The 24,160-nt window shown below is 52.0% G+C and carries 15 protein-coding genes and 1 pseudogene; 2 read left to right on the top strand and 14 right to left on the bottom strand.

Going from position 1 to position 24,160, the window contains the following annotated elements:
- Positions 1-5: 5 nt before the first annotated feature.
- Positions 6-1,033, bottom strand: a pseudogene (murB, locus tag UNDKW_RS07935) (UDP-N-acetylmuramate dehydrogenase).
- 88 nt (positions 1,034-1,121) lie between these two features.
- Between murB and UNDKW_RS07930 the strand changes: the two are divergent.
- On the top strand, positions 1,122-1,607 hold the full coding sequence (locus tag UNDKW_RS07930) for a YajQ family cyclic di-GMP-binding protein (RefSeq protein ID WP_162040545.1): 486 nt from the start codon (positions 1,122-1,124) through the stop codon (positions 1,605-1,607).
- Positions 1,608-1,624: 17 nt separating this feature from the next.
- The gene (locus UNDKW_RS07925; RefSeq protein ID WP_232063301.1) at positions 1,625-2,263 is read left to right on the top strand and encodes a TIGR02281 family clan AA aspartic protease; all 639 of its coding nucleotides are present in this window, start codon (positions 1,625-1,627) and stop codon (positions 2,261-2,263) included.
- A gap of 73 nt (positions 2,264-2,336) precedes the next feature.
- Here the strand turns inward: UNDKW_RS07925 and UNDKW_RS30825 are convergent, their stop codons facing one another.
- The 13 genes from UNDKW_RS30825 to tldD all read right to left on the bottom strand — a co-directional run bounded on the left by UNDKW_RS30825 (position 2,337) and on the right by tldD (position 24,112).
- A complete protein-coding gene (locus UNDKW_RS30825; protein ID WP_255431547.1) occupies positions 2,337-2,492 on the bottom strand; it encodes a hypothetical protein in 156 nt (51 codons plus the stop codon).
- Positions 2,492-3,145 (bottom strand): ATP-grasp domain-containing protein, encoded by a 654-nt coding sequence (locus tag UNDKW_RS30820; RefSeq protein ID WP_255431535.1) that lies wholly within the window; start codon positions 3,143-3,145, stop codon positions 2,492-2,494. Before UNDKW_RS30820 ends, UNDKW_RS30825 begins: the two co-directional genes overlap by 1 nt.
- 53 nt (positions 3,146-3,198) lie before the next feature.
- Positions 3,199-4,260 (bottom strand): 3-deoxy-7-phosphoheptulonate synthase AroG, encoded by a 1,062-nt coding sequence (gene aroG, locus UNDKW_RS07915; RefSeq protein ID WP_162040543.1) that lies wholly within the window; start codon positions 4,258-4,260, stop codon positions 3,199-3,201.
- 374 nt (positions 4,261-4,634) lie between these two features.
- Positions 4,635-5,066 carry a tetratricopeptide repeat protein gene (locus tag UNDKW_RS07910; protein ID WP_162058252.1) on the bottom strand — a complete coding sequence of 144 codons (432 nt, stop codon included), beginning with the start codon at positions 5,064-5,066 and terminating at the stop codon, positions 4,635-4,637.
- A 23-nt stretch (positions 5,067-5,089) separates the two neighbouring features.
- Complete coding sequence (locus tag UNDKW_RS07905; RefSeq protein WP_162058251.1) at positions 5,090-9,856, bottom strand: cellulose synthase subunit BcsC-related outer membrane protein; 4,767 nt, start codon at positions 9,854-9,856, stop codon at positions 5,090-5,092.
- A 231-nt stretch (positions 9,857-10,087) separates the two neighbouring features.
- Entirely contained in the window at positions 10,088-14,665 is a 4,578-nt protein-coding gene (locus UNDKW_RS07900) for a cellulose biosynthesis protein BcsC (protein ID WP_162058250.1), read from the bottom strand.
- A gap of 161 nt (positions 14,666-14,826) precedes the next feature.
- Positions 14,827-18,537 carry a cellulose biosynthesis cyclic di-GMP-binding regulatory protein BcsB gene (gene bcsB / locus UNDKW_RS31090; RefSeq protein WP_370529097.1) on the bottom strand — a complete coding sequence of 1,237 codons (3,711 nt, stop codon included), beginning with the start codon at positions 18,535-18,537 and terminating at the stop codon, positions 14,827-14,829.
- Positions 18,486-19,382, bottom strand: a complete 897-nt coding sequence (locus UNDKW_RS31085; protein WP_370529096.1) for a glycosyltransferase — start codon at positions 19,380-19,382, stop codon at positions 18,486-18,488. The genes bcsB and UNDKW_RS31085 overlap by 52 nt, the downstream gene beginning before the upstream one ends.
- Positions 19,383-20,150 (bottom strand): cellulose biosynthesis protein BcsQ, encoded by a 768-nt coding sequence (gene bcsQ, locus UNDKW_RS07890; protein WP_162058249.1) that lies wholly within the window; start codon positions 20,148-20,150, stop codon positions 19,383-19,385.
- The gene (gene bcsP / locus UNDKW_RS07885) at positions 20,147-20,968 is read right to left on the bottom strand and encodes a cellulose biosynthesis protein BcsP (protein WP_162058248.1); all 822 of its coding nucleotides are present in this window, start codon (positions 20,966-20,968) and stop codon (positions 20,147-20,149) included. The genes bcsQ (UNDKW_RS07890) and bcsP overlap by 4 nt, the downstream gene beginning before the upstream one ends.
- 41 nt (positions 20,969-21,009) lie before the next feature.
- A complete protein-coding gene (locus UNDKW_RS07880) occupies positions 21,010-21,501 on the bottom strand; it encodes a cellulose biosynthesis protein BcsD (RefSeq protein ID WP_162058247.1) in 492 nt (163 codons plus the stop codon).
- 339 nt (positions 21,502-21,840) lie between these two features.
- Entirely contained in the window at positions 21,841-22,608 is a 768-nt protein-coding gene (gene bcsQ / locus UNDKW_RS07875) for a cellulose biosynthesis protein BcsQ (protein WP_162058246.1), read from the bottom strand.
- 43 nt (positions 22,609-22,651) lie between these two features.
- On the bottom strand, positions 22,652-24,112 hold the full coding sequence (gene tldD, locus UNDKW_RS07870) for a metalloprotease TldD (protein ID WP_162058245.1): 1,461 nt from the start codon (positions 24,110-24,112) through the stop codon (positions 22,652-22,654).
- Between the last annotated feature and the right edge of the window lie 48 nt (positions 24,113-24,160).

Here is a 24,160-nt window from a genome sequence, read left to right as displayed (position 1 = left end):
ACGCCTCAGAAAAACACTGGCTCAACTTCCAATAACACGCCAAACTTGCCCATCACATCCGCCTGCACTGCCTGCGCCAACGCTCTTACCTCTGCCCCGCTGGCACCGCCATGATTAACCAGCACCAGTGCCTGTTTTTCATAGACGCCTGCCTTGCCCATCTGCCTGCCCTTCCAGCCACACTGATCGATCAGCCAGCCAGCTGCCAGCTTGTAGTCACCACTATCTTGCTGATAGCTGACCAGTCCGGGATAGGCAGCCAGCAAGCTGTTGCGCAAACTCGCGGGGACTATCGGGTTTTTGAAAAAACTGCCTGCATTGCCTATCTGGGCTGGATCTGGCAATTTTGCCTGGCGTATGGCAATGACAGCATCACTGATATCTCTGGCGCTGGGCTCGGTAATCTGGTGCTGGTTTAAATACTGCGAGACATCGGCATAACCCAACCTTGCCTGCCAGCGCTTGGGCAAGGCAAAGCGCACACTGAGTATGACCATGCGGTCTTTATATTCCTGCTTGAAAATACTGTCGCGATAGGCAAAGCGGCATGCAGCCTTGTCGATTTCCACCAACTGGCCAGTGACAAAATCAAAGGCGCTCAGACTGCTGAAGACTTCCTGGATTTCGATACCATAAGCTCCTATATTCTGTATGGGTGCCGCACCCACGGTGCCGGGTATCAGTGACAGGTTTTCCAGCCCGCTCAAACCTTGTTCCAGTGTCCACAGCACAAATTCATGCCAGTTCTCGCCTGCGGCAGCCTGCACATACACATAGTTGTCGTCTTCAGACAGAATTTGCCTGCCCTTCATGCACATCTGCAAGACCAGCGCATTGACGTAATCAGACAAAACAAGATTACTGCCCCCCCAAGTATCAGGCGCGGTAAGGTTTTTAGTTCGGCATCAGCAAAGATGGCTTGCAGTTGCGCCAGTTGCTCTATACGCAAAAACTGGCTGGCGCAGGCGGCAATGCCAAAGGTATTGAGGTTTTGCAGAGAATAATCTGCTGAAAATGTGAGTAAATTCGTCATAAGACCCAAATTATAGCCTTTGCTCTCTCATGCCTGCCTGCATTTGCTAAAATGGCGTTTAATTCATTATTTTAAGCAAGGAAGCAAGATGCCCTCTTTCGATACCGTCTCTGAAGCCAATATGGTTGATGTCAAGAATGCCATAGACCAGACCAATAAGGTAGTCACCAATCGCTTCGACCTCAAAGGCAGCAGCGCCAAAGTTGAACAAAAAGACCGTGAACTGACTATTTACGGCGATTCTGAATTCCATCTCGATCAGGTTCGTACAGAATTGACCATGACCCTGGCCAAGCGCAATGTCGATGTACGCTTTCTCGACATGGGCAAGATAGAAAAAATCGGCGGTGATAAAGTCAAGCAAGGCATCAAGGTGAAAAACGGCATAGAAACCGAAGATGCCAAGAAAATCGTCAAGGCGATCAAAGAGAGCAAACTGAAAGTGCAAGGCAGCATACAGGGTGACGCTGTGCGTGTGACGGGTGCCAAGCGTGATGACCTGCAAGCAGCCATGGCAATGCTGCGCAAGGAAATCAAGGACCTGCCTTTGGAATTCAATAACTTCCGCGATTGATCAGCATGCGCCTGCCTGTGAAAAAACTGAAACTTTTAAGTACCGTGTACCTGTTAGGCTGTGTTGCTGTGGCGCATGCCACCGACATAGGCGTGGTCGGTTTATTTCCGGGCAAAGCCATATTGGTGGTAGATGGTGCACCACCCAAAACTTACAATGTCGGTAGCAATATTGCCAGCGACGTCAAGCTCATTGACGCCGACCGTGAGTCAGCCACTGTCATGATCAATGGCAAGCGCAAGTTACTGACGATGGGGCAAACTGTGCATCGTTCGGCACCAAGCAGTGGTAGCAGCGTTGTCTTGAAGGCAGGTGATCGCGGCCATTTCACGGCACCAGCAATGATTAATGGTGTCAGCATCAATATGCTGGTGGACACAGGTGCCAGCCTGATAGCCTTGCCAGCAGCAGATGCAGTCAGGCTAGGCATTAATTACAGGCAAGGCAGGCCAGGTAGCGCAAGTACTGCAGGCGGCGTAGTGCCCACTTATCTAGTCAAACTGGATACAGTCAAAATTGGTGATGTGGAATTGTACCAAGTCGAAGCGTCCATCATAGAACAAGGCCTGTCCACACCCTTACTGGGCATGTCTTTCCTGAACCGCATGGAAATGCGCCGCGAAGGCGATCAGATGACGTTGACCAAGCGGTATTGAGTTTGACTGAGCCTTGTGTATGATTGATTGCCATAGAGCTCACTTGCGTCTTACCGGATAAATTTTGTGCGCGCTATTTGCATGTCACGAAGGGAAAAATATCCTGCCATCTTGCCCAGGTGATATCCCAGTATATTTTTGCAGAAAGTCCGTCATAAGCGCCAAATGAAAAACCGTCATTCATTTCTATGAGAGCGGTATAACCTTGTGCAGTAACACCAAAATCAATTACAAAACCACTTGGTGCAATATGCGCATCCAGTAAAGTTGCAGTGCCTTCCCTATCTCATTCAAGTCTGGTGTCACCTGTGCATCGCCGCCGTGATCACAGAGTTTAATATCCTGAATTTCCCCATGCAAAACATACACCCGCCATTCACTCACAAAAGTAACTGGTTCTGAAACCCAGACTGGCATGCTTTTCGAAACTCCATTGAACCGGTAATCATCCGCAAAATCAGGAACGAAACCAGTAAATCGCTTCCAGCCTGAAACTGGTTTGATGAACAAACGTGGGCCACCATTCTGCAAGCGATCCAGCACACGTCTCAAGCTCTTTTCTTGCCATACTTTTCTGTAAAGCCATGGTTTCAATACTTCAGGGTATGGCGTATGCTGGGGCAACTGCGCTCCGAGCAAACGCAGGGCATGATGCACAAACGGCACGGTTCCCATCACCAGCATGTCGTGCGAAAGTGGCACTTTGCCACGTTCCATCATTTTTTCCGATGCAGTCTCAACAGCTATGCCAAGACCGGCCGCATAATCGGCCATCAATCTTTGTTCATGATCCAGCTGACCAGGCATTTTTGCCGAGACGATCAATTTTGTGGGCAAAGTTTGCATCGATTCAATAGCAAAGTTCAGCAAATCCATACTCATGACAGCTTACAGATGCCGTCATGAGTTTCTGGTTGTACTTTATGGAAATTACTTCAATAAGCCTGCTTCAACCGCCTTTGCTTGACAGATTCTGCCAAACCTTCCAGCACCTTGATGCTGGATTCCCAATCTATGCAGCCATCCGTCACTGACTGACCATAGACAAGTTCCTTACCGGGCACCAGATCCTGGCGACCAGCAACCAGATGGGATTCGATCATGACACCGACAATGCGGGTGTCGCCATCTGCAATTTGTTTGCCGATATCTGCACAGACTGGTATCTGGTTAGCAGGATTCTTTGAGCTGTTGGCATGCGATGCATCTATCATCAAACGGGATGCCAGGCCCGCATTGGCGATGTCCTTGCAGGCAGCATCGACACTGGCAGCATCGTAGTTAGGTGCTTTGCCACCGCGCAGGATGATGTGGCAATCTTCATTGCCATTGGTCGATACGATGGCAGAATGGCCGCCCTTGGTCACCGACAAAAAATGGTGAGGCTGGGATGAAGCTTTGATCGCATCGACCGCGATTTTGACATTACCGTCTGTACCATTCTTGAAACCTACCGGACAGGACAAGCCGGATGCCAGTTCCCTGTGAACTTGTGATTCAGTCGTGCGGGCACCAATCGCACCCCAACTGATCAGGTCAGCGATGTATTGTGGGCTGATGACGTCGAGGTATTCAGTACCGGCAGGCAGGCCGAGTTCATTGATGTTCAGCAGCAATTCACGGGCTATGCGCAATCCATCATTGATGCGGAAGCTGTTGTCGAGGTAAGGATCATTGATAAGTCCTTTCCAGCCTACCGTGGTGCGCGGTTTTTCAAAATACACGCGCATGATAATTTCCAGCTCACCGGCAAAGCGCGGGCGTTCTTCTGCCAGGCGCTGTGCATATTCCATCGCGGCCTTGGTGTCATGAATGGAGCAAGGGCCGATCACGACCATCAATCTGTCATCCTGACCATGCAGGATGCGATGCAGGGCGGTACGGGCATTGGCTGCGGTTTCCGACGCTTTTTCGGAACAGGCAAACTCACGTATTAAATGTGAGGGTGGAACCAGTTCCTTCATTTCGCGTATGCGTAAATCATCGGTGCGTTGCATGTTTTCTCCTGAGAATTCTTAAAAAATAATATGTGTCAATGTAGTCAAAAAATACGGTTCAATCTTTTTCCTGGCCTGAATGCAAATTATGGGTAATAAATGCAAGGGCAAAAAAAAACCGCCTGATCGGGCGGTTTTTTAGAATTTTGGTTTGGCTCTTTTTCTTCGAGTGCTTACCGTCTTTCCACCGCCCTTGGCTTGGAATAGCTAAAATAAAAGAAGAAAAAGAAAGCAATGTGTTTCATATCAATATTTGCGTATGTATTCAGCTTAATTATTGTTTTTGCATGGTTTTACCCGCCTAAGCAGATATTTCAAAAGTATAGTGCCTCAGAATTCAGCAATTTGCAAGAATGTTGCGGAAATAAGCTTATTCATTTTTTCCACAGAGGTGGCGGCTCTGGTGGAATATCACCCTGATTGGGGTAAGCACCAGGTACCGGAGCCTTTCTCTGCACGGCAGCGACTTGTGGCGTATTGCGGTTCATCCAGTTCCGTAATTCATTGAGGTTAGCTGCGATATCAGCACGGTTGGGGGCAAGACGGTTTGCCCTTTCCAGCAGATTAAGCGCTTTTTCATTATCGCCCTGTGCAGCCAGAGCAACGGCCTGGTTATTGAGAGCCGAAGCATCAAACGGGTTGATCTTGGCGGCTTCTGCAAATTTTTTACTGGCAGCGCTATTATTTCCTTCAGCAAGAAAATTGCGGCCTTCTGCATTTGGGTCTTGCGCATATGCGTTTGCAACAAAGCTCAAGGCCAACAGACCCGCAAAGAGTGATTGAATATGGTGTGCCGCGACTTTCATGATCTCTTGCTTTCAAAAAATACTTAATTACCCTGGTAATACGCCTTAGGAGCGACAGGCGGGAATGTCACCGGGGCCTTGCGCGGCTCAAAGCTGTAGCGCAGGTACAGGGCTGCCGAGGTGTCGTTGAAATCTCCCGAGTTATCTGCACTGATCTTGCCACCAAGGAATAAATGCGGCGTCAGCTGGTATTCTGCTGCTCCACCCACTTTAAACGCGAACGCTGTCCTGGTCTGACCAGGGTAAATGGTCTGGATGTTGATGGTGGGGTTGGCTGCTGCAAATTGCTCCAGCTCTGCCTGGTCTGTTGCTGAGTTTGGGTAATACAAGGCTGACAGTTCGCGGAAGTGCTGGACACCGAGTGAGGTGGCGAGCTGGTAGGAGAACTTGCCTTTGCGGCCTGCTATCTCTAGCGGAATACCGAGCGCGACATAGGATTTGGGGCTGAAGTAGCCGCCATGTCCGTAGGTGAAGTAGCGCAGGTTTTTCTGGTAGAAGAAGGAGGTGAGCCCTAAACCAGTGGTGAAGCTGAAGTCATTGGTTTTGTAGGCGCGCCAGTAGGCGCCGACACCGACTTCTGCTTCGGTGTTCTTGGCGACGTTTTTACCTGTGAGGCCGTAGTAGCCCAGGCTGGCATAGACGCCGCCATCTTCGCCGTCATAGGAGGTGTCGATCTTGACGCCGGTGCGGGTGATGCCACCCCAGGTGAGTCCGTAGAGGCTGTCTTTGGCTCCGGCATAGGAGAGGTAGCTGTCTGTCACGGAGCGTCTGGCGATTTCTATGCCTAGGCTGGCGCCATCATCACTGCCACTCCAGCGCAGGCCACCGACTACATTTTGTACGGGGAAGCCTATGGGGCTGGAGCCTATGTCTGCTCTGACACCGGCTATTTCGTAGCTGAGGTTGAGGGCGACGCCTTTGGCTTCTTCATCGAGTGTGGCGACGTTGGACAGGCCTTGCTGGCGGGCGATGGTGGTGAACGGGACTTTGGCGTATCTGGCACGTTCTACCACGATGGCATTGCGGCCAAACTGGCCTGAAACAGCAGGGTCGTTCAGATACAGGGTACCCGCGTCGGCCACCACGGGAATAATCTTGAGACCGAACTGGCCGAGGCCGAGGGTGTTGATGCGGGCTTCGATCGGGATTTCTACATCGGTCAACGCTGACAGGCCTTTTTCTCCACTGCGCGCTCTGGCCGCGACTTCGACCGATACTTCTGTGCGTTTGAGTTCGTTGATCGAATCTATCTCTTTCAGCAACGCCGCTTCTTCTGCACTCACATTGGCGGCCTTCGCTGGCCGCGCTTTGCCTGTCTGGGCCAGGTTGGCTGGAGCAGCAGTATAAGCGTTGTTGCCAGCCGCTGCGTATTGTTGCGGCACAGGCACGGGCGCGGCTGAATAGCTGGCTTTGGGTGGCACATAAGGTGTCACCAGTGCCGGTACATTAGCAGCACTGCCGCTTGCATCACTGTTTTTTGGCGCGGCCTGATTTTGCAGTGGATTCGTTTGCACCGATGCAGCTTGTGAGGCCTGTGTTGATTGTGGCGCTTGTGATAATGGGCTGCGTGTCAGATTAGCTGGTGGAATCTGATATACCGTTGCTGCACCTGTCGTCGTACTGACGTTACCGCTGGAGCCCCCCTTCACTGTCGCTGGAATAACATTGCCTGCATAAGCCTGTTGAGGCGCAGGTACCGATACTGGTGCTGGCGCCCTGTTATTCAAGGCAGTAGCGGGCAACTGCGGGATACCGGACATGGGTGCCGGAGCAGTAGCGGCCATTACCGGATAGGCGGCACGGCTTTGTGCAGCGGCCATGGTAGAGGCTGGCAATTGTGGGATCACATATTGCGGCGCTGCTTGCACTGGCTGGGGTGCCTGTGCATATTGAGGCTGCGCATATTGGGGTTGAGCGTACTGTGGCTGCGCGGCCTGCAAAGGCACGCCTACCGGGGCAAAAATCGCGCTCCTGGGATTAGGTGCCACTAGCTGCTGTGGTGCAGGGGCAGGTGCAGGTGCTGCATAGGATGCGGCCGCAAGCTGGGTTCTGCCGCTGCGGTCAGCAAAAGGATTGACACTGAATTCGCTGACATTCGCTGGCTGCGCCTGTGCGACCAGGCGTATGCCATTTGCACCCATATCGGTGCCTGGTCTTTGTGACTGTTCCAATGCCAGGGCCTGCCTGAAATACTCCAGGGCTTTACCGGTATTACCGCGTGCACGTGCGAGGTTACCGGCCAGGGAAATAAAGCGCGGATTGGATGGCTGCTGCTGCATCAGCGTTGCCAGGTGTTGCTCTGCAGTGTCAAAATCCTTGACCTGTATCGCGGCATAGACCAGTCCATGCAAGACTTCAGGATTATCGGGTTCTGACTGCAAAACGCGTTGATATAAATCCTTGGCAGAATCAGTATCACCCGCAGAAGAATAAATGCGTGCCAAAGCCAGCAACAGCAAATTGTCTTCAGGGTCAGCGATCAGCATGGGCTGGATAAAATTGAAAGCGCTGGCATAGTCACCGGCTTCACGCGCACGCTCGGAATAGCGCATCGAAACTATACGCTGCAAGTCTTTGTAATCAGTGACTTCCTCTGTAGTCAGCTTGGGCATGTCAGCGACACGGCGCATGACAGCCAGCACTTCTGCTTCCTGATTTGCGCGCAACAAGGCCATGCCATATTGCAGCAACAAACCTGCCTGGGGATTAGGTGTGCCTTCTACCGCGCGCTTGACGAGTGCCAGGCCATGCGCAGGGTCGCCCACCTTCATGTGGAAGGCGGCGATGATGCCAACAAATTCTGCATCATTGCCGGCAGTATTTTCTATGACGCCCAGCAGTTCGCGTGCTCTTGCGATATCACCGCGATTGACAAAGACATTCAGGCGATCAACCTGCACTCTGGTCCAGAGACGCTTTTGCAGCTCGAACATTTCAGGTTTTCTGGCGGCGGCAGGCAGGCGCTCCAGCGTCATCAGACCTTCCCACCATAATTGCTGCATGGCGCTCAGCAAGGCGCTGGCGTACAGGGCTTCGGCCTGAGGATTTTCTACATTGGCTATCGCATCCATCAGGGCGCGTGCTGCGCCCGGCGCATTCTGGTCCAGGTAGATTTTTGCCAGGGCCATGCGCAACCAGGGATTGTCAGGCGTGATCAGCACGGCATCTTCGAGGTTGGCTTGCGCGACGGCGATATTACCCGCTGCTTCAGCCGCCTTGGCTTTGTCCCATAGCTGTGTTGCCTTCAATTCATACAGCACCGTCATCTGGCGCGGCGACATATAGGCGCTAAGCTCTTCCAGATCCTTGATGCGTTTTTGCAGTGCCAGCAAACCTATTAGGCTATCAAGCGCACCCAGGTTCTTTTTATCATCACGCAAAACCAGACGGAAATTTGCCTCGGCACCGACTACATCATTTTCTGCCAGCAAGGCATCACCGAGCTGCAATATGCCGACTGCTTCCTTGGGGTCCATTTCCACGGCCTTGCGCAATAAGGCGATACCCTTGCTGCTATTGCTGTCTTCAAATGCAGTACGCGCGTCTGCGATCATGCCCCAGTAATTGGCACGGTCAAAAGCAGGCTTCCATTGATCCTTGCGATTGGAAGGTGACAATTCCACCGCTTTTTGCAGGAGTGTACGTGACTCAACAAACTCATCCTGGCGCATTTTTACCAGGCCCATGCCACCATACCCGGCGGAATCTTTGGGATGTGATTTGATCAGCGCCTGGAAAGCTGCCTCCGCTGTTTTGAGGTCATTGTCATCCAGCGCCTTGAAAGCCGCAGTGCGTGCTTTTTCTGGCGCGTCACCGTTTGATTTTGACTGGGCTTCTGGCTTATTGCTGTTTTTTGGCTCAGCCCTGGCGACCACTTCAGGTTTTGCCGCTGCTTCTATTTTTTGCTTGCTTTCAGCTGCGGCCTGCACCGCCGTACTTTGCTTGGCAGCCGCCATGACCTTGGCAGGATTGGATTTTTCTTCTGGCACTGCTGGCGCTGGCGGATGACTCAGACTGGCAAGTCGCTCGCTGATGACCTGGTCATTCGGAAACTTATCGAGATAGCGGCGGAAATGTTTCGCATTTTCATTCTTGACACCCATCCAACTCAAGGCCTGACGCCAGGAATCCCCGGCCTGCTTGCCAACATCAGCCTTGACGGTCAATTGCTCCAGCGCTGCCATACCTTCCACACGCGTGGGTTCGCGATAAGTCAGCACCTGGGCATAGGCCAGTGCATAGCGGGTATTGCCTGGATTTTCTTTTTGCAGTTTTTCCAGGCCACGCTTGGCATCAGGATAACCCGCCTTGGTACCGGCCAATACCTGAAAATATTCGAAAGCGGCATCGCCCTTGAGCTTTGAAGGGTCGCCCATTTGCTTGTAGGCTTCGACCGCACTGTCGGCATCGCCCTGCTTAGCAAGCTTGCGTGCTTCTTCGAGTTGACCGCCGCTACCACTACCGCCCTGCAAGACGGCATTTTCAGCCGTACGTAATTGCGCTATCGTGGCTTGCGAACCCCGCAGTTTGGAATAATAGGATTTTGCCTGTGCAGTATTGCCCGCCTTGGCTTCAAATAAGACCAGGGCCAGCAAGGCATCGACATTGGATGGTTCCAGTTTCAAGACCTTGCGCCAGGCATCGGCAGCATTTTCATCCTTGCCACGCTGTGCCCAGAATTGCGCCTGCTCTTTCAATTGTTGCGTCAAAGGGGTATTCGCGAGAGCTGTCCCGCTTTCCAGATATGCCGTCAAAAGCGCCAATACCAGCGCTTTCTTCTTAAATGTCATTCATGTCCCCTTTAACTTCTTCGCCAGTGAGAGCATCGTCTGCCAATGCTTATGTATAAACACTTTACAAACACTCACTTCACCTGCATTTTGAAGTAAGCCAGCATAAATAGGAAGTCCATGTGTGGCAGGAATTGTAAATCTATTGTAAATCCAATAAAAAAACCGCTCAAACCAGAAAGATTTGAACGGTTTCATCGCATTGCGCAATTTAAGTCTGATTAGCCTGACTCAGTTACCCTGGTAATACGCCTTGGGAGCGACAGGCGGGAACGTCACCGGGGCCTTGCGCGGCTCAAAGCTGTAGCGCAGGTACAGGGCTGCCGAGGTGTCGTTGAAATCTCCCGAGTTATCTGCACTGATCTTGCCACCAAGGAATAAATGCGGCGTCAGCTGGTATTCTGCTGCTCCACCCACTTTAAACGCGAACGCTGTCCTGGTCTGACCAGGGTAAATGGTCTGGATGTTGATGGTGGGGTTGGCTGCTGCAAATTGCTCCAGCTCTGCCTGGTCTGTTGCTGAGTTTGGGTAATACAAAGCCGACAGTTCGCGGAAATGCTGGACACCGAGTGAGGTGGCGAGCTGGTAGGAGAACTTGCCTTTGCGTCCTGCTATCTCTAGCGGAATACCGAGCGCGACATAGGATTTGGGGCTGAAGTAGCCGCCATGTCCGTAGGTGAAGTAGCGCAGGTTTTTCTGGTAGAAGAACGAGGTGAGCCCTAAACCAGTGGTGAAGCTGAAGTCATTGGTTTTGTAGGCGCGCCAGTAGGCGCCGACACCAACTTCTGCTTCGGTGTTCTTGGCAACATTTTTACCTGTGAGGCCGTAGTAGCCCAGGCTGGCATAGACACCGCCATCTTCGCCGTCATAGGAGGTGTCGATCTTGACCCCTGTGCGGGTGATGCCACCCCAGGTGAGTCCGTAGAGGCTGTCTTTGGCTCCGGCATAGGAGAGGTAGCTGTCTGTCACGGAGCGTCTGGCGATTTCTATGCCTAGGCTGGCGCCATCATCACTGCCACTCCAGCGCAGGCCACCGACTACATTTTGTACGGGGAAGCCTATGGGGCTGGAGCCTATGTCTGCTCTGACACCGGCTATTTCGTAGCTGAGGTTGAGGGCGACGCCTTTGGCTTCTTCATCGAGTGTGGCGACATTGGAGAGGCCTTGCTGACGGGCGATGGTGGTGAACGGGACTTTGGCGTATCTGGCGCGTTCTACCACGATGGCATTGCGGCCAAACTGGCCTGAAACAGCAGGGTCGTTCAGATACAAAGTTCCTGCATCGGCCACCACGGGAATGATCTTGAGACCGAACTGACCGAGACCGAGGGTGTTGATACGGGCTTCTATCGGGATTTCTACATCGGTCAACGCTGACAGGCCTTTTTCTCCACTGCGTGCTCTGGCCGCGACTTCGACCGATACTTCTGTGCGTTTGAGTTCGTTGATCGAATCTATCTCTTTCAGCAACGCCGCTTCTTCTGCACTCACATTGGCTGCCTTCGCTGGCCGCGCTTTGCTACTGTTGCTATTACTAACAGCATATTGCTGCGGCACCGGCACTGTTGCCGTGTAGCTGGTTTTGGGCGGCACATACGGGGTAGCTGGCGTGTACTGCGCCAGCATGGTTTTCCCTTCAGGATAAGGGCTTTGCATGGTCGCGCCATTGCTATAGGTATCTGCCCTGCCACGATTGGGCTCTGGTGGGGCACCGACTGCCGTTGGCATCTTGGGCTGCAAGGTATTGACTGGTGGCGGTGCCGATCCCGCAGGTACACTGGCCGGAGCAGGCTGAGCTTTGGGAGCTGGTGGCAAGCTCGGCAAACTTGGAATAGTTTTTGGTTGCGTGCTGCCAGGCGCTACATTATTCAATGGGACATTGGCCGGAGCAGGCGAGTTAGTCAATGGCTTGCCGACTGGCGCAAATATACCGCCGGTAAAGTTACTGGCTGGTGCTTCTTTCAGGAGTGGCCCCGGTGCAGGTGCCGAAGTCGGTGCTACTGTTTTTAACTGCGGTTGTTGAGCGCTGGCAGGCGCACCAGATTTACGGTCAGCAAAAGGATTGACTTTGAAATCATTGACCGCACTGGCTGGTGCTGTATCCACCAGACGCAAACCATTAGGGCCTGAGCCGACCACGGTTTTTTGTGCCTGTTCGAGTGCCAGCGCTTTTTTGAAATAGCTAAGGGCGCGGCTATTATTTCCCTGCGCCCTGGCGACATTGCCTGCCAGTGCCAGGTAACGCGGATTATCAGGTTCCTGGCGCAGCAACACACTCAGGTATTTTTCTGCATTGTCGAGATCACGTGCTTCCATCGCGGCATAGACCAGGCCCTGCAAGACTTCAGGGTTTTCTGGATCGCTTTGCAAAACCTTGACATACAATTCCCGCGCTGATGCGCTATCGCCTGACGCCGTATAAATACGGGCCAGCGTCAGCAGCAACATCTCGTCATCAGGGGTGGCGATCAGCATGGGCTGTATGTAGGCATAGGCCGTTGCATAATCGCCCGCTTCACGCGCACGCTCGGCATAGCGCATCGCCAATACTCTTTGCAGTTGGGTGAAGGCGGTAATTTCTGCCTCTTGCAGATTTGGCATGGCGGCTACCCGGCGCATGACGGCTTCGAGCTCCCCTTCCTGGTTTGCCTGCATCAGGGTACCCGCATATTGCAACAGTAAACCTGCTGCCGGTTTGGGCGTATTTTGCACAGCCTCGCGCAACATGGCGTAACCACGTTCCTTGTTGCCCAACTGTATATACAGGTTCGCCATGGTGCCGGTGAATTCCATATCGTTGCCAGCGACCTGCTCTACCTGTGTCAATATCTCACTCGCCTGACTGGTGTTGCCGCGCCTGGCCAGCAAGGTGATACGGTCTATCTGTACCCTGATCCACAGACGTTTTTGCAGATCCACCATTTCTTTCTTGCGTGAAGCTGCAGGTACTCTTTCCAGCGTATTCAGGGCTTCCCACCAGAGTTGCTGCATCTCGCTGAGCAAGGCGCTGACATACAGCGCTTCAGGGTCTGGTGCTTCGACGTTGGTCATGGCTTCGATCAGGGCACGTGCTTGTCCTGGCATGTCGCGCTTCAGATAAATCCTGGCGAGTGCCATGCGCAGCCAGGCATTATCCGGCTTGATCATGATGGCATCTTCCAGCATTTTTTGTGCTGTGTTGATGTCACCTGCAGCCTCAGCAGCCTTGGCCTTGTTCCACAAATCTTCAGACTTCAGGTTGGCAATGATGGCCAGATGGCGTGGCAGCATGATGCTGCTCAGGGCTTCCAGATCAGCAATACGTTTTTGCAGAACCAGTACACCAATCACACCATCAAGTGCGCGGATATTGGTTTTGTCTGCATCAAGGACGCGGCGGTAATTTTCTTCTGCGCCTTTTAAATCATTTTCTGCCTGCAAGGCGTCAGCGAGCTGCAGGATACCGGCTGGCTCCTTGCCATTCAGGGCAATCGCCTTGCGCAGGAAATCAATACCTTTGGTGCTGTCACCATCTTCAAAGGCATTCCTCGCCTCGGCCACGGTTGCCCAATAGCTGGCATCGTCAGAAGCTTGCTTCCATTGGTCCTTGGATTGTGCGGGTGAATAATCGACTGCCTTATGCAAGAAAGTACGCGCCTCAATGAACTCTTCCTGGCGCATCTTGACCAGGCCCATGCCGCCATAACCCATCGGGTTTTTGGGATAGTTTTTGATCAGCCCCTGGAATTCGGCTTCTGCAGCCTCTATCTCATTGTCTTCCAGCGCCTTGAAACCAGCGATGCGGCTCTTCTCTATAGGGTTTTCTGCGACTGGCTTGGGTTTTGGTGCTGCCTTATCAACTTTATCAACTTTATCAGCCTTATCAGCCTTCTCATGCTTATCGACCTTTTCAGTCTTATCTATCTTCTCAGACTTATCGACCTTTTCAGTTTTCACTGACTTGTCTGCGAGCTTGATCTCTGCCGGCTTTACAGTCTGTACGGTTTGTGCAGTTTGCACTGCTGGCGGAGTAACTGCCGCAGGTCTGGTCAAACCCGCCATCCTGTCCCTGATGAGCTGGTCATCCGGATGTTTTTCGAGGTAATGGTTGAAGTATTTGGCATTTTCCGGTTTCATGCCCATCCAGCTCAGGGACTGACGCCAGGATTCTGTCGCTTGCTTGCCGACATCGGGCCTGCTACTGAGGCCTTCGAGCAGGGCCATGCCCTCTACCCTGCTGGGCTCGCGGTAAGTCAGCACCTGGGCATAGGCGAGCGCGTATTTGCTGTTGCCTGGATTTTCTTTGCTGAGTTTTTCCAATCCCTTGCGGGCTTCGGCATGACCATTCTTGGTACCGGCGAGAACCTGGAAGTATTCGAAGGCAGCATCGCCTTTGAGCTTGGAAGGATCACCTATTTGCTTGTAGGCATCGACTGCGGCTTCAGTATCACCCTGTTTGGCAAGCAAGCGGGCGTTTTCCAGCTGGCCTACGCCACCATTGCTACCCCGGCGCAAAGCCTGTTCAACATTACGTATTTGTGCAGAACTAGCCTGCGTACCACGCAAACGCGAAAAATAGGTTTTGGCCTGCTCGGGATTGCCTGCCTTGGCTTCAAGTATGGACAAGGCCATCAGCGCATCGATATTATTGGCATCAACCTTCAACAACTTGCGCCAGATATCTGCCGCATTATCGTCACGGCCACGTTGCTGCCAGAACTGCGCCTGCTCCTTCAATTGCTGTGTCAAGGCTGACTGCGCGAACGCAGTTTCGCTCTCAAAAAAAACCGTCAAAAGCGCAAAGACTATCGCTTTCTTCTTGAAGACCATTTACTTCCCCTAATGATCGCTTTTTTCTGTGAGTCAGCTTATTTATCGTCACCTCAGAAAATCAGCACTGTGTCAGGTTTTAAATCAAGGAAATGGGCAGTGCTATCTACTTATTTTACGCTTCAGATAGCATACCGCCCAAACAACTCAATTCATTTCAATTATTTCTTTTTATCTTCCAGCGCCAGACGGGATGCCGCTTTCTTGCGCAAGAAACGGAAAAGCATGGTCGCAGCAATCAGCGAGGCCAGCATCAGGAAAATAATCATGATGAAAGGCTGAGTAGATAAATGCCACTTCAACCAGGTCCACCAAGGCAGGCTGCCTGAATAATAGGTTTCACCTATCTGTGCATTGGCGATACGCTCGCCCTTGATGAGCACCAGATCTCCCTGGAATTTGCTACGCAGATCAGCCTTGTTCAAACCCGCGGTCAGGTCAGCCAGGCTGGTCGAGTCACCAGAGGTCATGACAATCACGCTATGGCCACTGGACAAGGGTGATTCAAACTGCATCATGGCACCAAAGGCATTGCCAGTCTTGGCCAGCATTTCACCGGCATGGCGTTCCATGGCGTCAAGATCGCGGCCAGCCCATCGGGTCACGAGACGCAGGAAACCTGTAGGCAATTGCAGGCGGTTACCGTTTTCATCCATGCTCATGGGCATGTATTTTGACCATTGCTTGAGCAAAGGCAGATTGCCACTTGCACCTAACAGCAGGAAGTCTTTATCACTATGTTTTTCAACGTCGGCGCTACGGATCAGGGTGCTGTTCAATACCGGGTAACCTGTAGACTCGCCCATGCGGCCCATGACATTGAGGAACAATTCCATCTCTTGTGCATTTGGGCGGTCTGGCATGACGATGGCGGTTTGCGCCAGGTCTGCCATGCGTGTGAATGGGAAGCCGGCATTTGCCATATATGCCAGATTAGGCATGGCGGCATAGTGTGGCATGTTCGAAAAGTCGATCGTTGAATCTGGATCTATGGCAGAGCGCACATTGTCCAGATACACATCTTTACATGCCCCTTGTTTTGGGTAATCGTAAAAGAAGTGGAATTGCAACTGGTTCTCTGCACCTATGCGGAAAGTCGGTACCTGGATTTCATCCTGGGCATAACGCTGGCCATCCTTGAAGAACAGCATGACCGATTCCTTGATCTTGCCTTTTTCTACCTGTGTACCAGACAAAGGCAAGGAGCGTACAAACTCATCATTGATACCAATATTCAAAGTCGATTTATCAACGGTAGGACGTGGCGTGAAACGGTAACGCAAATCGATAGGCACGCCTTCTTTTTGCCAGGTGAACAAATCAGGCGCAACGCGCAGGTTCACGCGTATCAGGTCTGGTGTCAGACCATTGACTTTCAGTGCCGATGGCCCAGCCAGTTCACCAAACTTGACTGGTCTATCGGTAGGCAGCCATTTTGGCGCATCGTAGGCTTTGCGTGGATCGATTTCTTTAAGGTTCTTGATCACGGCAGATTCGCCAGACATGGCCATCTGACCCATGGTCAGGGCTTGTACGGCAATCTTGAGTTCATTGACATCACGTCCCAGCACCAGCAACAACTTGGCTTTGGGGTTGGCTGGATTAGCCATGATAGCCAGGGTCGGGCCAGCAATCGCTGGCAAAGTCACGCCTGCCGGTGCTTCATTGGCGGTGGCAAACAACACGGCGTTACCACGTGGCAAGGTATTGGCTTCGATAGGAAAGCGTGCGCCACGATAAGAAGACAGATGTCCAAACCAGGAAGCAACGACACCCGCATTGCGCAAGACTTCCAGTGAAGGTGTCGCTGGCAGGATGAAAGGCAGCTCCAGCAATTTGTTGTCACGCCTGTCAAAGAAAGGTGCTGGCAACATGCCCAGGTCATTTGCCAGGGTCAGTGGGGAAACTGTCAATTCCAGATTAGTGGTGTGGCTGAGCTTGGCCCACAGGCTGGAGTGATAAGGGTCTTCACAATCCCGGGTGTAATGGCCTATGAGTTTAAAACTGAGTTGATTGAAGTCAGCAAAAAAACGTGGATCAATCACATCTTCACGCACGATGCCTTTAGAAGTTTCTTTAGGCAGAGGTACAACACTGACCAGCTCATTGTTGACCAGCACCTGTATGTGGGACAGGTCAGGCAGCAAAGCAGGTGAATAGGCTATGCCATACTTGACCTTGGCTGCTGTAATCACCTCATCGCTACGCACGGTGAAGGGAAAGGAACGCTCGCCCTCGGTGCCACGCAATTCAACACTGGAGCTGATGCCTATCATATCCTTGAGGCTGATGTTATAGGTCTTCTGGCCACCTATTACCGAGGTTGGCTGCAAATCTTCCAGGGCGATTTTTTCAACGACGGCAGGCTGAGCGCTAGCTGTGGCAGAAGCACTGGCACTTGCATGTTTGGACTTGGCCAATACATCGTCATGGTGTGCTATCGCAGTTACGCCACAAAGTATGGCCAGAGCCGTAGTACTGCCTTTGCGCGACAATTTTGCCCGTATACTTGTTGTGATGGTTTTCACGATGGAAGCCTCATTTATTTTATTCATATGTCCCGTTCTTTCCATGACGTATTGCTTGATACTGGTGCCAAACCGGCTGAATCCGCGCATGCTGTGATAGGCGATTTCTTTCAAACCATTCAGCGGATGGTCGATATCCCTGTCATTTGACCAACTGAGCCAGACGTCGGCACGGCCTATGGTGCAATTGATCAAATCCATTTCCTGCTGTAGATCCAGTGGCATGAATTGCACACTGAGCAAATTATCCTTGAAGAACACTGTTCTGGCCGGGAATACGGATTCGCCGTTGGTGCCATACAGGGAAATCATCAAGTCTTCATCCTTGTGCATCTGAAAACCTTCCGGTACCCGGAAAGACATGCCTCCCATGGAAAAATCCTCAGTACGGCAAACTATAGAGTGACCGTTGTTCAAACGCAGGGTCGCATTCAATACTGCCCTGACCCTGTGTGTGCGCCTTACCTGTTTGGATTCTGTTGCCACGGCAAGGGTAGCACCAAGGATGACCAGGTTATAAATCGTCCACAGCATATTCAGGATGACTGTGTCCATCTCATAAGTATTCCACCACAATGCCCGGCCAAAACCGACAAAAAAACCTAATATGTTCATGCCCAGCATGATCAGGTAAGGCTTGGAAATGGTCCAGTCAAAATGCTCCTGCTCGACCAGGCCACCTTTGGCAGTCACGTTGAACTTACCGAGTTTGGGGTTGATCAGCGCTACCAGTGTGGGGCGGAAGATATACCATGCCAGCGTTGCCTCATACACCTCGGCCCAGAAGGAATGCCGGTGCGCGCCCTGTATGCGGGAGTTGGTCAGGTTGGCATGCAAGAGATGGGGCAAGGAATACGCCGCAATCGACAGGGCTGAAGCCTTGATGATATGCACTTCAAAAAACAGGTAAGACAGAGGTGCCAACAAGAACACCATGCGCGGCAAACCATAAAAGAAATGCAGCATGGCGTTGCTATAACATAGACGCTGGCCAAAACTAAGCCCCTTGCCCAGCAGGGGATTATCAGTACGGAAAATCTGCGCCATGCCGCGCGCCCAGCGTATACGCTGACCAACGTGGGCTGACAGGCTCTCAGTTGCCAGACCGGCTGCCTGCGGCAATGCCAGGTAGGCCGTATTGTAGCCAAGGCGCTGCATTTTCAATGCAGTGTGTGCATCTTCTGTCACGGTCTCAACTGCAATGCCGCCAACTTCTTCGAGGTAGGTGCGACGCAGAATGGCACAAGACCCACAAAAGAAAGTTGCATTCCACAGATCATTACCGTCCTGTATCAGACCATAGAACAGCTCACCTTCATTTGGCACATTGCGGAAGGTTTGCAAATTGCGCTCAAACGGATCTGGAGACAGAAAATGGTGGGGGTCTGTACCATCGCCAGCTTGGGATCAACCAGGAACCAGCCCATCGTATATTGCAAAAACGAGCGTGTCGGCATGTGATCGCAATCGAAGATCGCGACGAAATCGCCGGTAGTACGCTTCAGGGCAGCATTGATATTACCGGCCTTCGCATGATTATTATCCGCACGGGTAAAACACTGTACACCGACTGAGGCCGCAAATTCGGCAAAGGCAGGGCGACGCCCGTCATCGAGGATAATGATATTGAGTTTATCCTTGGGCCAGTCTATACCCATGGCCGCCAGCACGGTAGGCTTAACTACGGCCAGGTCTTCGTTATAGCTGGGGATGAACAGATCAATGGTGGGCCAGGTCGAGGTATCTGGCGGCATCATCACAGGCTTGCGCTTTAAGGGCCAGGCGGTTTGCAAATACCCCAGCAGCAGCACCAGCCAGGCATACACCTCAGCCATGATCAGCACCAGCGCAAAGAACAGGTCAATCAGATTATCTGTGCCTATGGTGTAAGTGATGCGCCAATAGATATAGCGGCTGGTAGCACTGATGGAAAACATCACCATCACCAGTGAAATCAGCGTACCAGTATACCGGCGCAGGTACAGTGCAGTACTGAAAATGATAATCGAAAACAGTGTTTGCAGCGGCAAATCCAGAGGGATGCTGATACTGGTCCAGTACAAGAACACCGCGACCATCAAGGCCAGAAAACGCGGTGTCTTGCGCTCCCAGCCTGGCCAGTTGACCATGGCACGCCCTAGGTCGTTGAGGCGACCATAGAGATATCGGGAGTTAAGTATCGAACGCATTTAATCAACCAATCTGAAATTCGTTTGCAGCCAGGCTGTCAACTCTTGCATGTCATGCGTAGCAGAACAATGCTGGGAATAATAGGAGACCGGTGTCTGGCAAGCCAGTGCTTCACTGACTGCCTCATCCTTATGGATGGTGACAGGTATGAAGCGCTTGCCCAGGCTGCTGCGCAACATGCCAAAGACATCGCGGCTCAATTGCTTGGCGGCGTCCATCTGGTTCAGCAGATAGCAATAACCGAGAAACTCCTTGCGGTCAGCACAGTAATAATCGATCAGGGATTCTATCGATGGTATCGTTGAATAAGAAGCGGCATCTGGCTTTAACACCACCAGCGCATAATTTGCTGCATGCAAGACCTGTTGCAGATAAATACTGGGACCAGGTGGCGTGTCTATCAGGACCACGCTATTTTCAGACAAATTCAGGGAAGCCAGTTTCTTTGCGAGCCATTTTGGATCGGCCTTGATTTCCTGTTCGAAAACTGCACGCTGATCTTCATCTACGCTGCCATAAGGCAGGAAATCGACACCATAGGCGCTTTCAAACAAAACATCTGTCCAGCTATTCTCCATGGTCTCCTGTTGTGCAATACCACTGGCATCATCATGTGCCATACCAAAATGCAATCTGAGTGCGTTTTGCGGATCCAGGTCCAATATGGTGATGCGTGGACCGAGACGGGCCAGGGATGCCGCCAGATTTGCGGTAACGGTAGTTTTACCTACCCCACCCTTGGGAGAAATGACGGCAACTACCCTCATGGTTTAAATATTTTTTTAAAGAATGAATTGGTACCCGCATCGGCTGGCCTGGCTTCTTCCTGTTTGCCAGCCAGGCGACCAAATACTGCGCTGACCGGCTGGTCTTTGCCGGCCGGTTTGGTTTTCACGCTTTGACCGCGCTGTTCTTCAACATGCACATGCGCTTGTTTGACAGGCATGACATGTGCTGCAGGTATGTTGTGTATGACAGTAGCAGGAGGTACTTGCGCAGGGCTGACGTTCACAGGCTTGCGTATGCCAGTGCTTGCAGCAATACCGGGCACAGCATGCGCAGGCGCTCCCACTTCACGCTCAGGTGAGACCTGGCTCCTGCCGGAAAACAAGCCACTGGTAACAGACTCTTTTTTACCAGCAGTATTTTGCTTTGGTGCCGCAGGTAAAACTCTTGACAAAAATGGTGGCGCTACTTCGAGCTCAAGCTCTTGCTCTTCGACTGCAGCTTTTTGCATCAGCATTTGCTTCAAAGGCAATTGAGAGCTGTGCCTGATACTTGCATGCCCCTCAGGTGCGGCTTGTGCGGCGCTGGCTTTCACCGCAGTTGCTCTGCTCACCGCAGTTTTCACGGCAGCGGGACGGAAAGGACTGTCATTCAAATGGACTGGCTCGGCCACCTCTTCTTCCCTGTGCTGAGCACGAGCGGGTGCCGTGGCAGGAGCCGGTCCCGCATGCAGATGCACGTCACGCAACAAGGGCCAGCGCTGCTTTGCCTGTTCACTGTCAGCATCACGATTGATTTCGCGATACGCATCAGTTGATTGCCCAAATTTCTGAAAAAGATTTTTTACGTCATCATCCATAATGTCCACCAGCTCCGGTTACTTGCAGCGTCACAATCCAATTAACGACGTGTGAAATAAGACGGCTCTTCTGACTGCTTCTTCAAATCAAATACAAATAATTGTCCATCTTCGAATACGCCTGCCCGCTGCGTCAGGCGCAAGGATTTGTCCATACCCAGGCCATCAAACCACTGCGCATATACGCCTTCGAGCAAAGCTGGCGACCATTCCAGTGCATGCTCGCCGAATGCTACTTTCAGCGGAGATGCATGATGGGCAACGACCAGTGCATCGGCTTCTTCCACCAGCTCCACCCAGCCCCAGTTCATTTCTGACCAGACCTTGTTCATGCATGCTTCCAGTGCTTGCAGGCTACTGCCGTCATTCACGTGAAAACCGGCAGCCATGGTGCGGCCCAACTGATGCATGAAAGCGCGCAGGTCGCCAGGCTCGCCTTTGGAAGCGAACTCGGCAGAAAATGCTCCAAGGAAAGATCTCCATTGAACTGAGCACTGCTGCTCTTCGTAATAACGAATAGAATTTGTGGACATGCTCATGACACCTTTGCGTTAACTTTTTCTCTATGGCTACTATCGTGACACGCAAATCATAGAGAGTGTTGATTCGTTGCGACTTTACCACTCGCCTTTATTGCTAGTCCAGCCTATATGAATGGTGAAATGTCAACAATTAATAATAAGATCAAGCATTTGTAAATATTTAATTATTTTGCAAACCATTTTCACAATTACTGAGCCAAAACAGCACAATTTATCGGCATTTGCACTATGCGTCACACATTACCAATGCAGGCAAGCGTGCTTGCAAAAAACGGTTAAATGGTAGTAGCAGACGCGGTAAAATTTCAGCATGGTCGCGCGATTGAAATGTCAGCGCCCACCCAGTAAACCGGCCAGCAACCAGTCTATGATTTTTTGTATGCTTAAAGACGCAGGATTATCCGGCTTATATTCGAGTACCGGACGCTCATAGGCGAGCGCTTCCTCGACTTGCGGACTTTCCTGGACGATGAAGGGCACCATACGTTCGCCCAGCCGATCAGCAATCAGGGCCACCACATCTTTCGCCAGTTGCCGCTGCGAACCCTGGTTAACTATATAGGCGGAACCAACATCTGCCTGGCTTCTGTGCCCATAGGTCGAAATCAGTTCTTCCATCTCGGGCAGGGTTGAATACGAAGCAGCATCGGCGAGTACAACAACCAATAAAAAGTCCGCAGCGTGGATAGCCTGCTTCAGGTAGACCGAAGGCCCAGGCGGGGTGTCCAGCAAGACGATGGCATTGGCAGGCAGTTTTGCAGCCTGCAACTTCTTGCGCAGCCAGGGCTCTTGCTGCTCGAGCACATCTTCAAAACGCATGCGCTGCTTTTCGCCGCCATTGCCAAAGGGGACAAAATTCAATCCGAATTGACTCGTGTAGCAAGCATCCATCAACTTGGCGCGTGCCGCCGTCAACAGGCTGACACCATTGGTCTCGCCTGCCTCAAGGCCGCCAAGATGCCATTGCATGGCGTTTTGCGGATCAAGATCGACAACAGTCACAGGAAAACCGCGCTGCGCCAGACCGACACCCAGATTGGCGGTAATCGTGGTCTTGCCGACCCCACCTTTCGCAGAGACGATGGCAATGACTAACATGTGAGCAAGCCCGGCGTGACAATACATGGATAGCCACAGGCCATCAGGCAGTTCCCCCAACTGTCAGGCCCTCTATGCGCAGGCTGGGCTGACCCACGCCTACCGGCAGACTCTGTCCTTCCTTGCCACAGACACCGACGCCGGAATCAAGACGCAGGTCATTGCCTATCATACTGACGTGATTTAATACTTCCGGACCATTGCCTATCAGGGTAGCGCCCTTGACCGGATAGCTGAGCTTGCCGTTTTCTATCATATATGCCTCACTGGCTGAAAATACGAACTTACCGTTCGTTATATCGACCTGACCACCGCCAAAGTTGACAGCGTAGAGACCATTTTTAACAGATGCGAGGATTTCTTCGGGATCTTTGTCACCAGCCAGCATATAAGTGTTGGTCATACGCGGCATAGGCAAATGAGCAAAGGATTCACGGCGGGCATTACCAGTCACCGGCATTTTCATGAGGCGCGCATTCATGGTGTCTTGCATATAGCCTTTGAGGATGCCGTCCTCTATCAGTGTTGTGCACTGAGTAGGATTGCCCTCATCGTCCATATTCAAGGAACCACGGCGGTTCAGCATGGTGCCATCATCCACCACCGTCACGCCTTTGGCTGCGACACGCTCACCTATGCGGCCAGAGAAAGTGCTGGAACCCTTGCGGTTGAAGTCACCCTCCAGACCATGACCTATCGCTTCATGCAACAGTACGCCAGGCCAGCCGGGGCCAAGTACCACGGTCATCGGGCCAGCCGGGGCCGGACGCGCTTCAAGGTTGACCAGTGCTGACTTGACGGCTTCGTCTGCATATTGCTCCAGCAATGCATCAGTGAAATACGAATAATCATAGCGGCCACCACCACCGCTGGTGCCCACTTCACGGCGGCCATTTTGTTCGGCAATGACCGTCAGTGAAACACGCACAAGAGGGCGGATGTCGCCAGCAATCACACCATCGCTACGTGCCACCAGCACCACATCATATTCACCGGCCATGCTGGCCATTACTTGCACTATGCGCGGGTCCTTGGCTCTGGCGATTTTCTCGATTTTTTCCAGCAACTGGACTTTTTGATTGGCGTCCATGGAATGCAGGGGGTCATCCCGCAAATACAGGGAGCGATTATCCAGACCTTTAAGACTGGATGCCACCTGAATCTTGCCAGTACCCTGACGGGCAATAGTACGGGTTGCCTTGGCAGCATCGGACAAGGCTTGCTCAGATATTTCATCAGAGTAAGAAAATGCAGTTTTATCGCCAGAGACGGCACGTACACCTACCCCCTGGTCTATAGAGAAACTACCAGTCTTGACTATGCCTTCTTCCAGGCTCCAGCCTTCATTGCGTGTAAACTGGAAATACAAATCGGCATAGTCCACTTTATGAGTGAACATGCTGCCCAGCACCTTGCTGAGTTTGGCTTCATCAAGGCCAAATGGGGTCAGCAAAATATCGCGTGCGATAGCGAGATGGCTCATGGCGGGATCAAATGGGGTCATAGAATAAATTATTTACACTGCAATTAAATTAGCGCACATTACTTGCAA

It is taken from the genome of Undibacterium sp. KW1 (assembly GCF_009937955.1).
Classification (GTDB): Bacteria; Pseudomonadota; Gammaproteobacteria; order Burkholderiales; family Burkholderiaceae_D; genus Undibacterium.
This window is presented reverse-complemented; position numbering and strand designations above follow the sequence as displayed.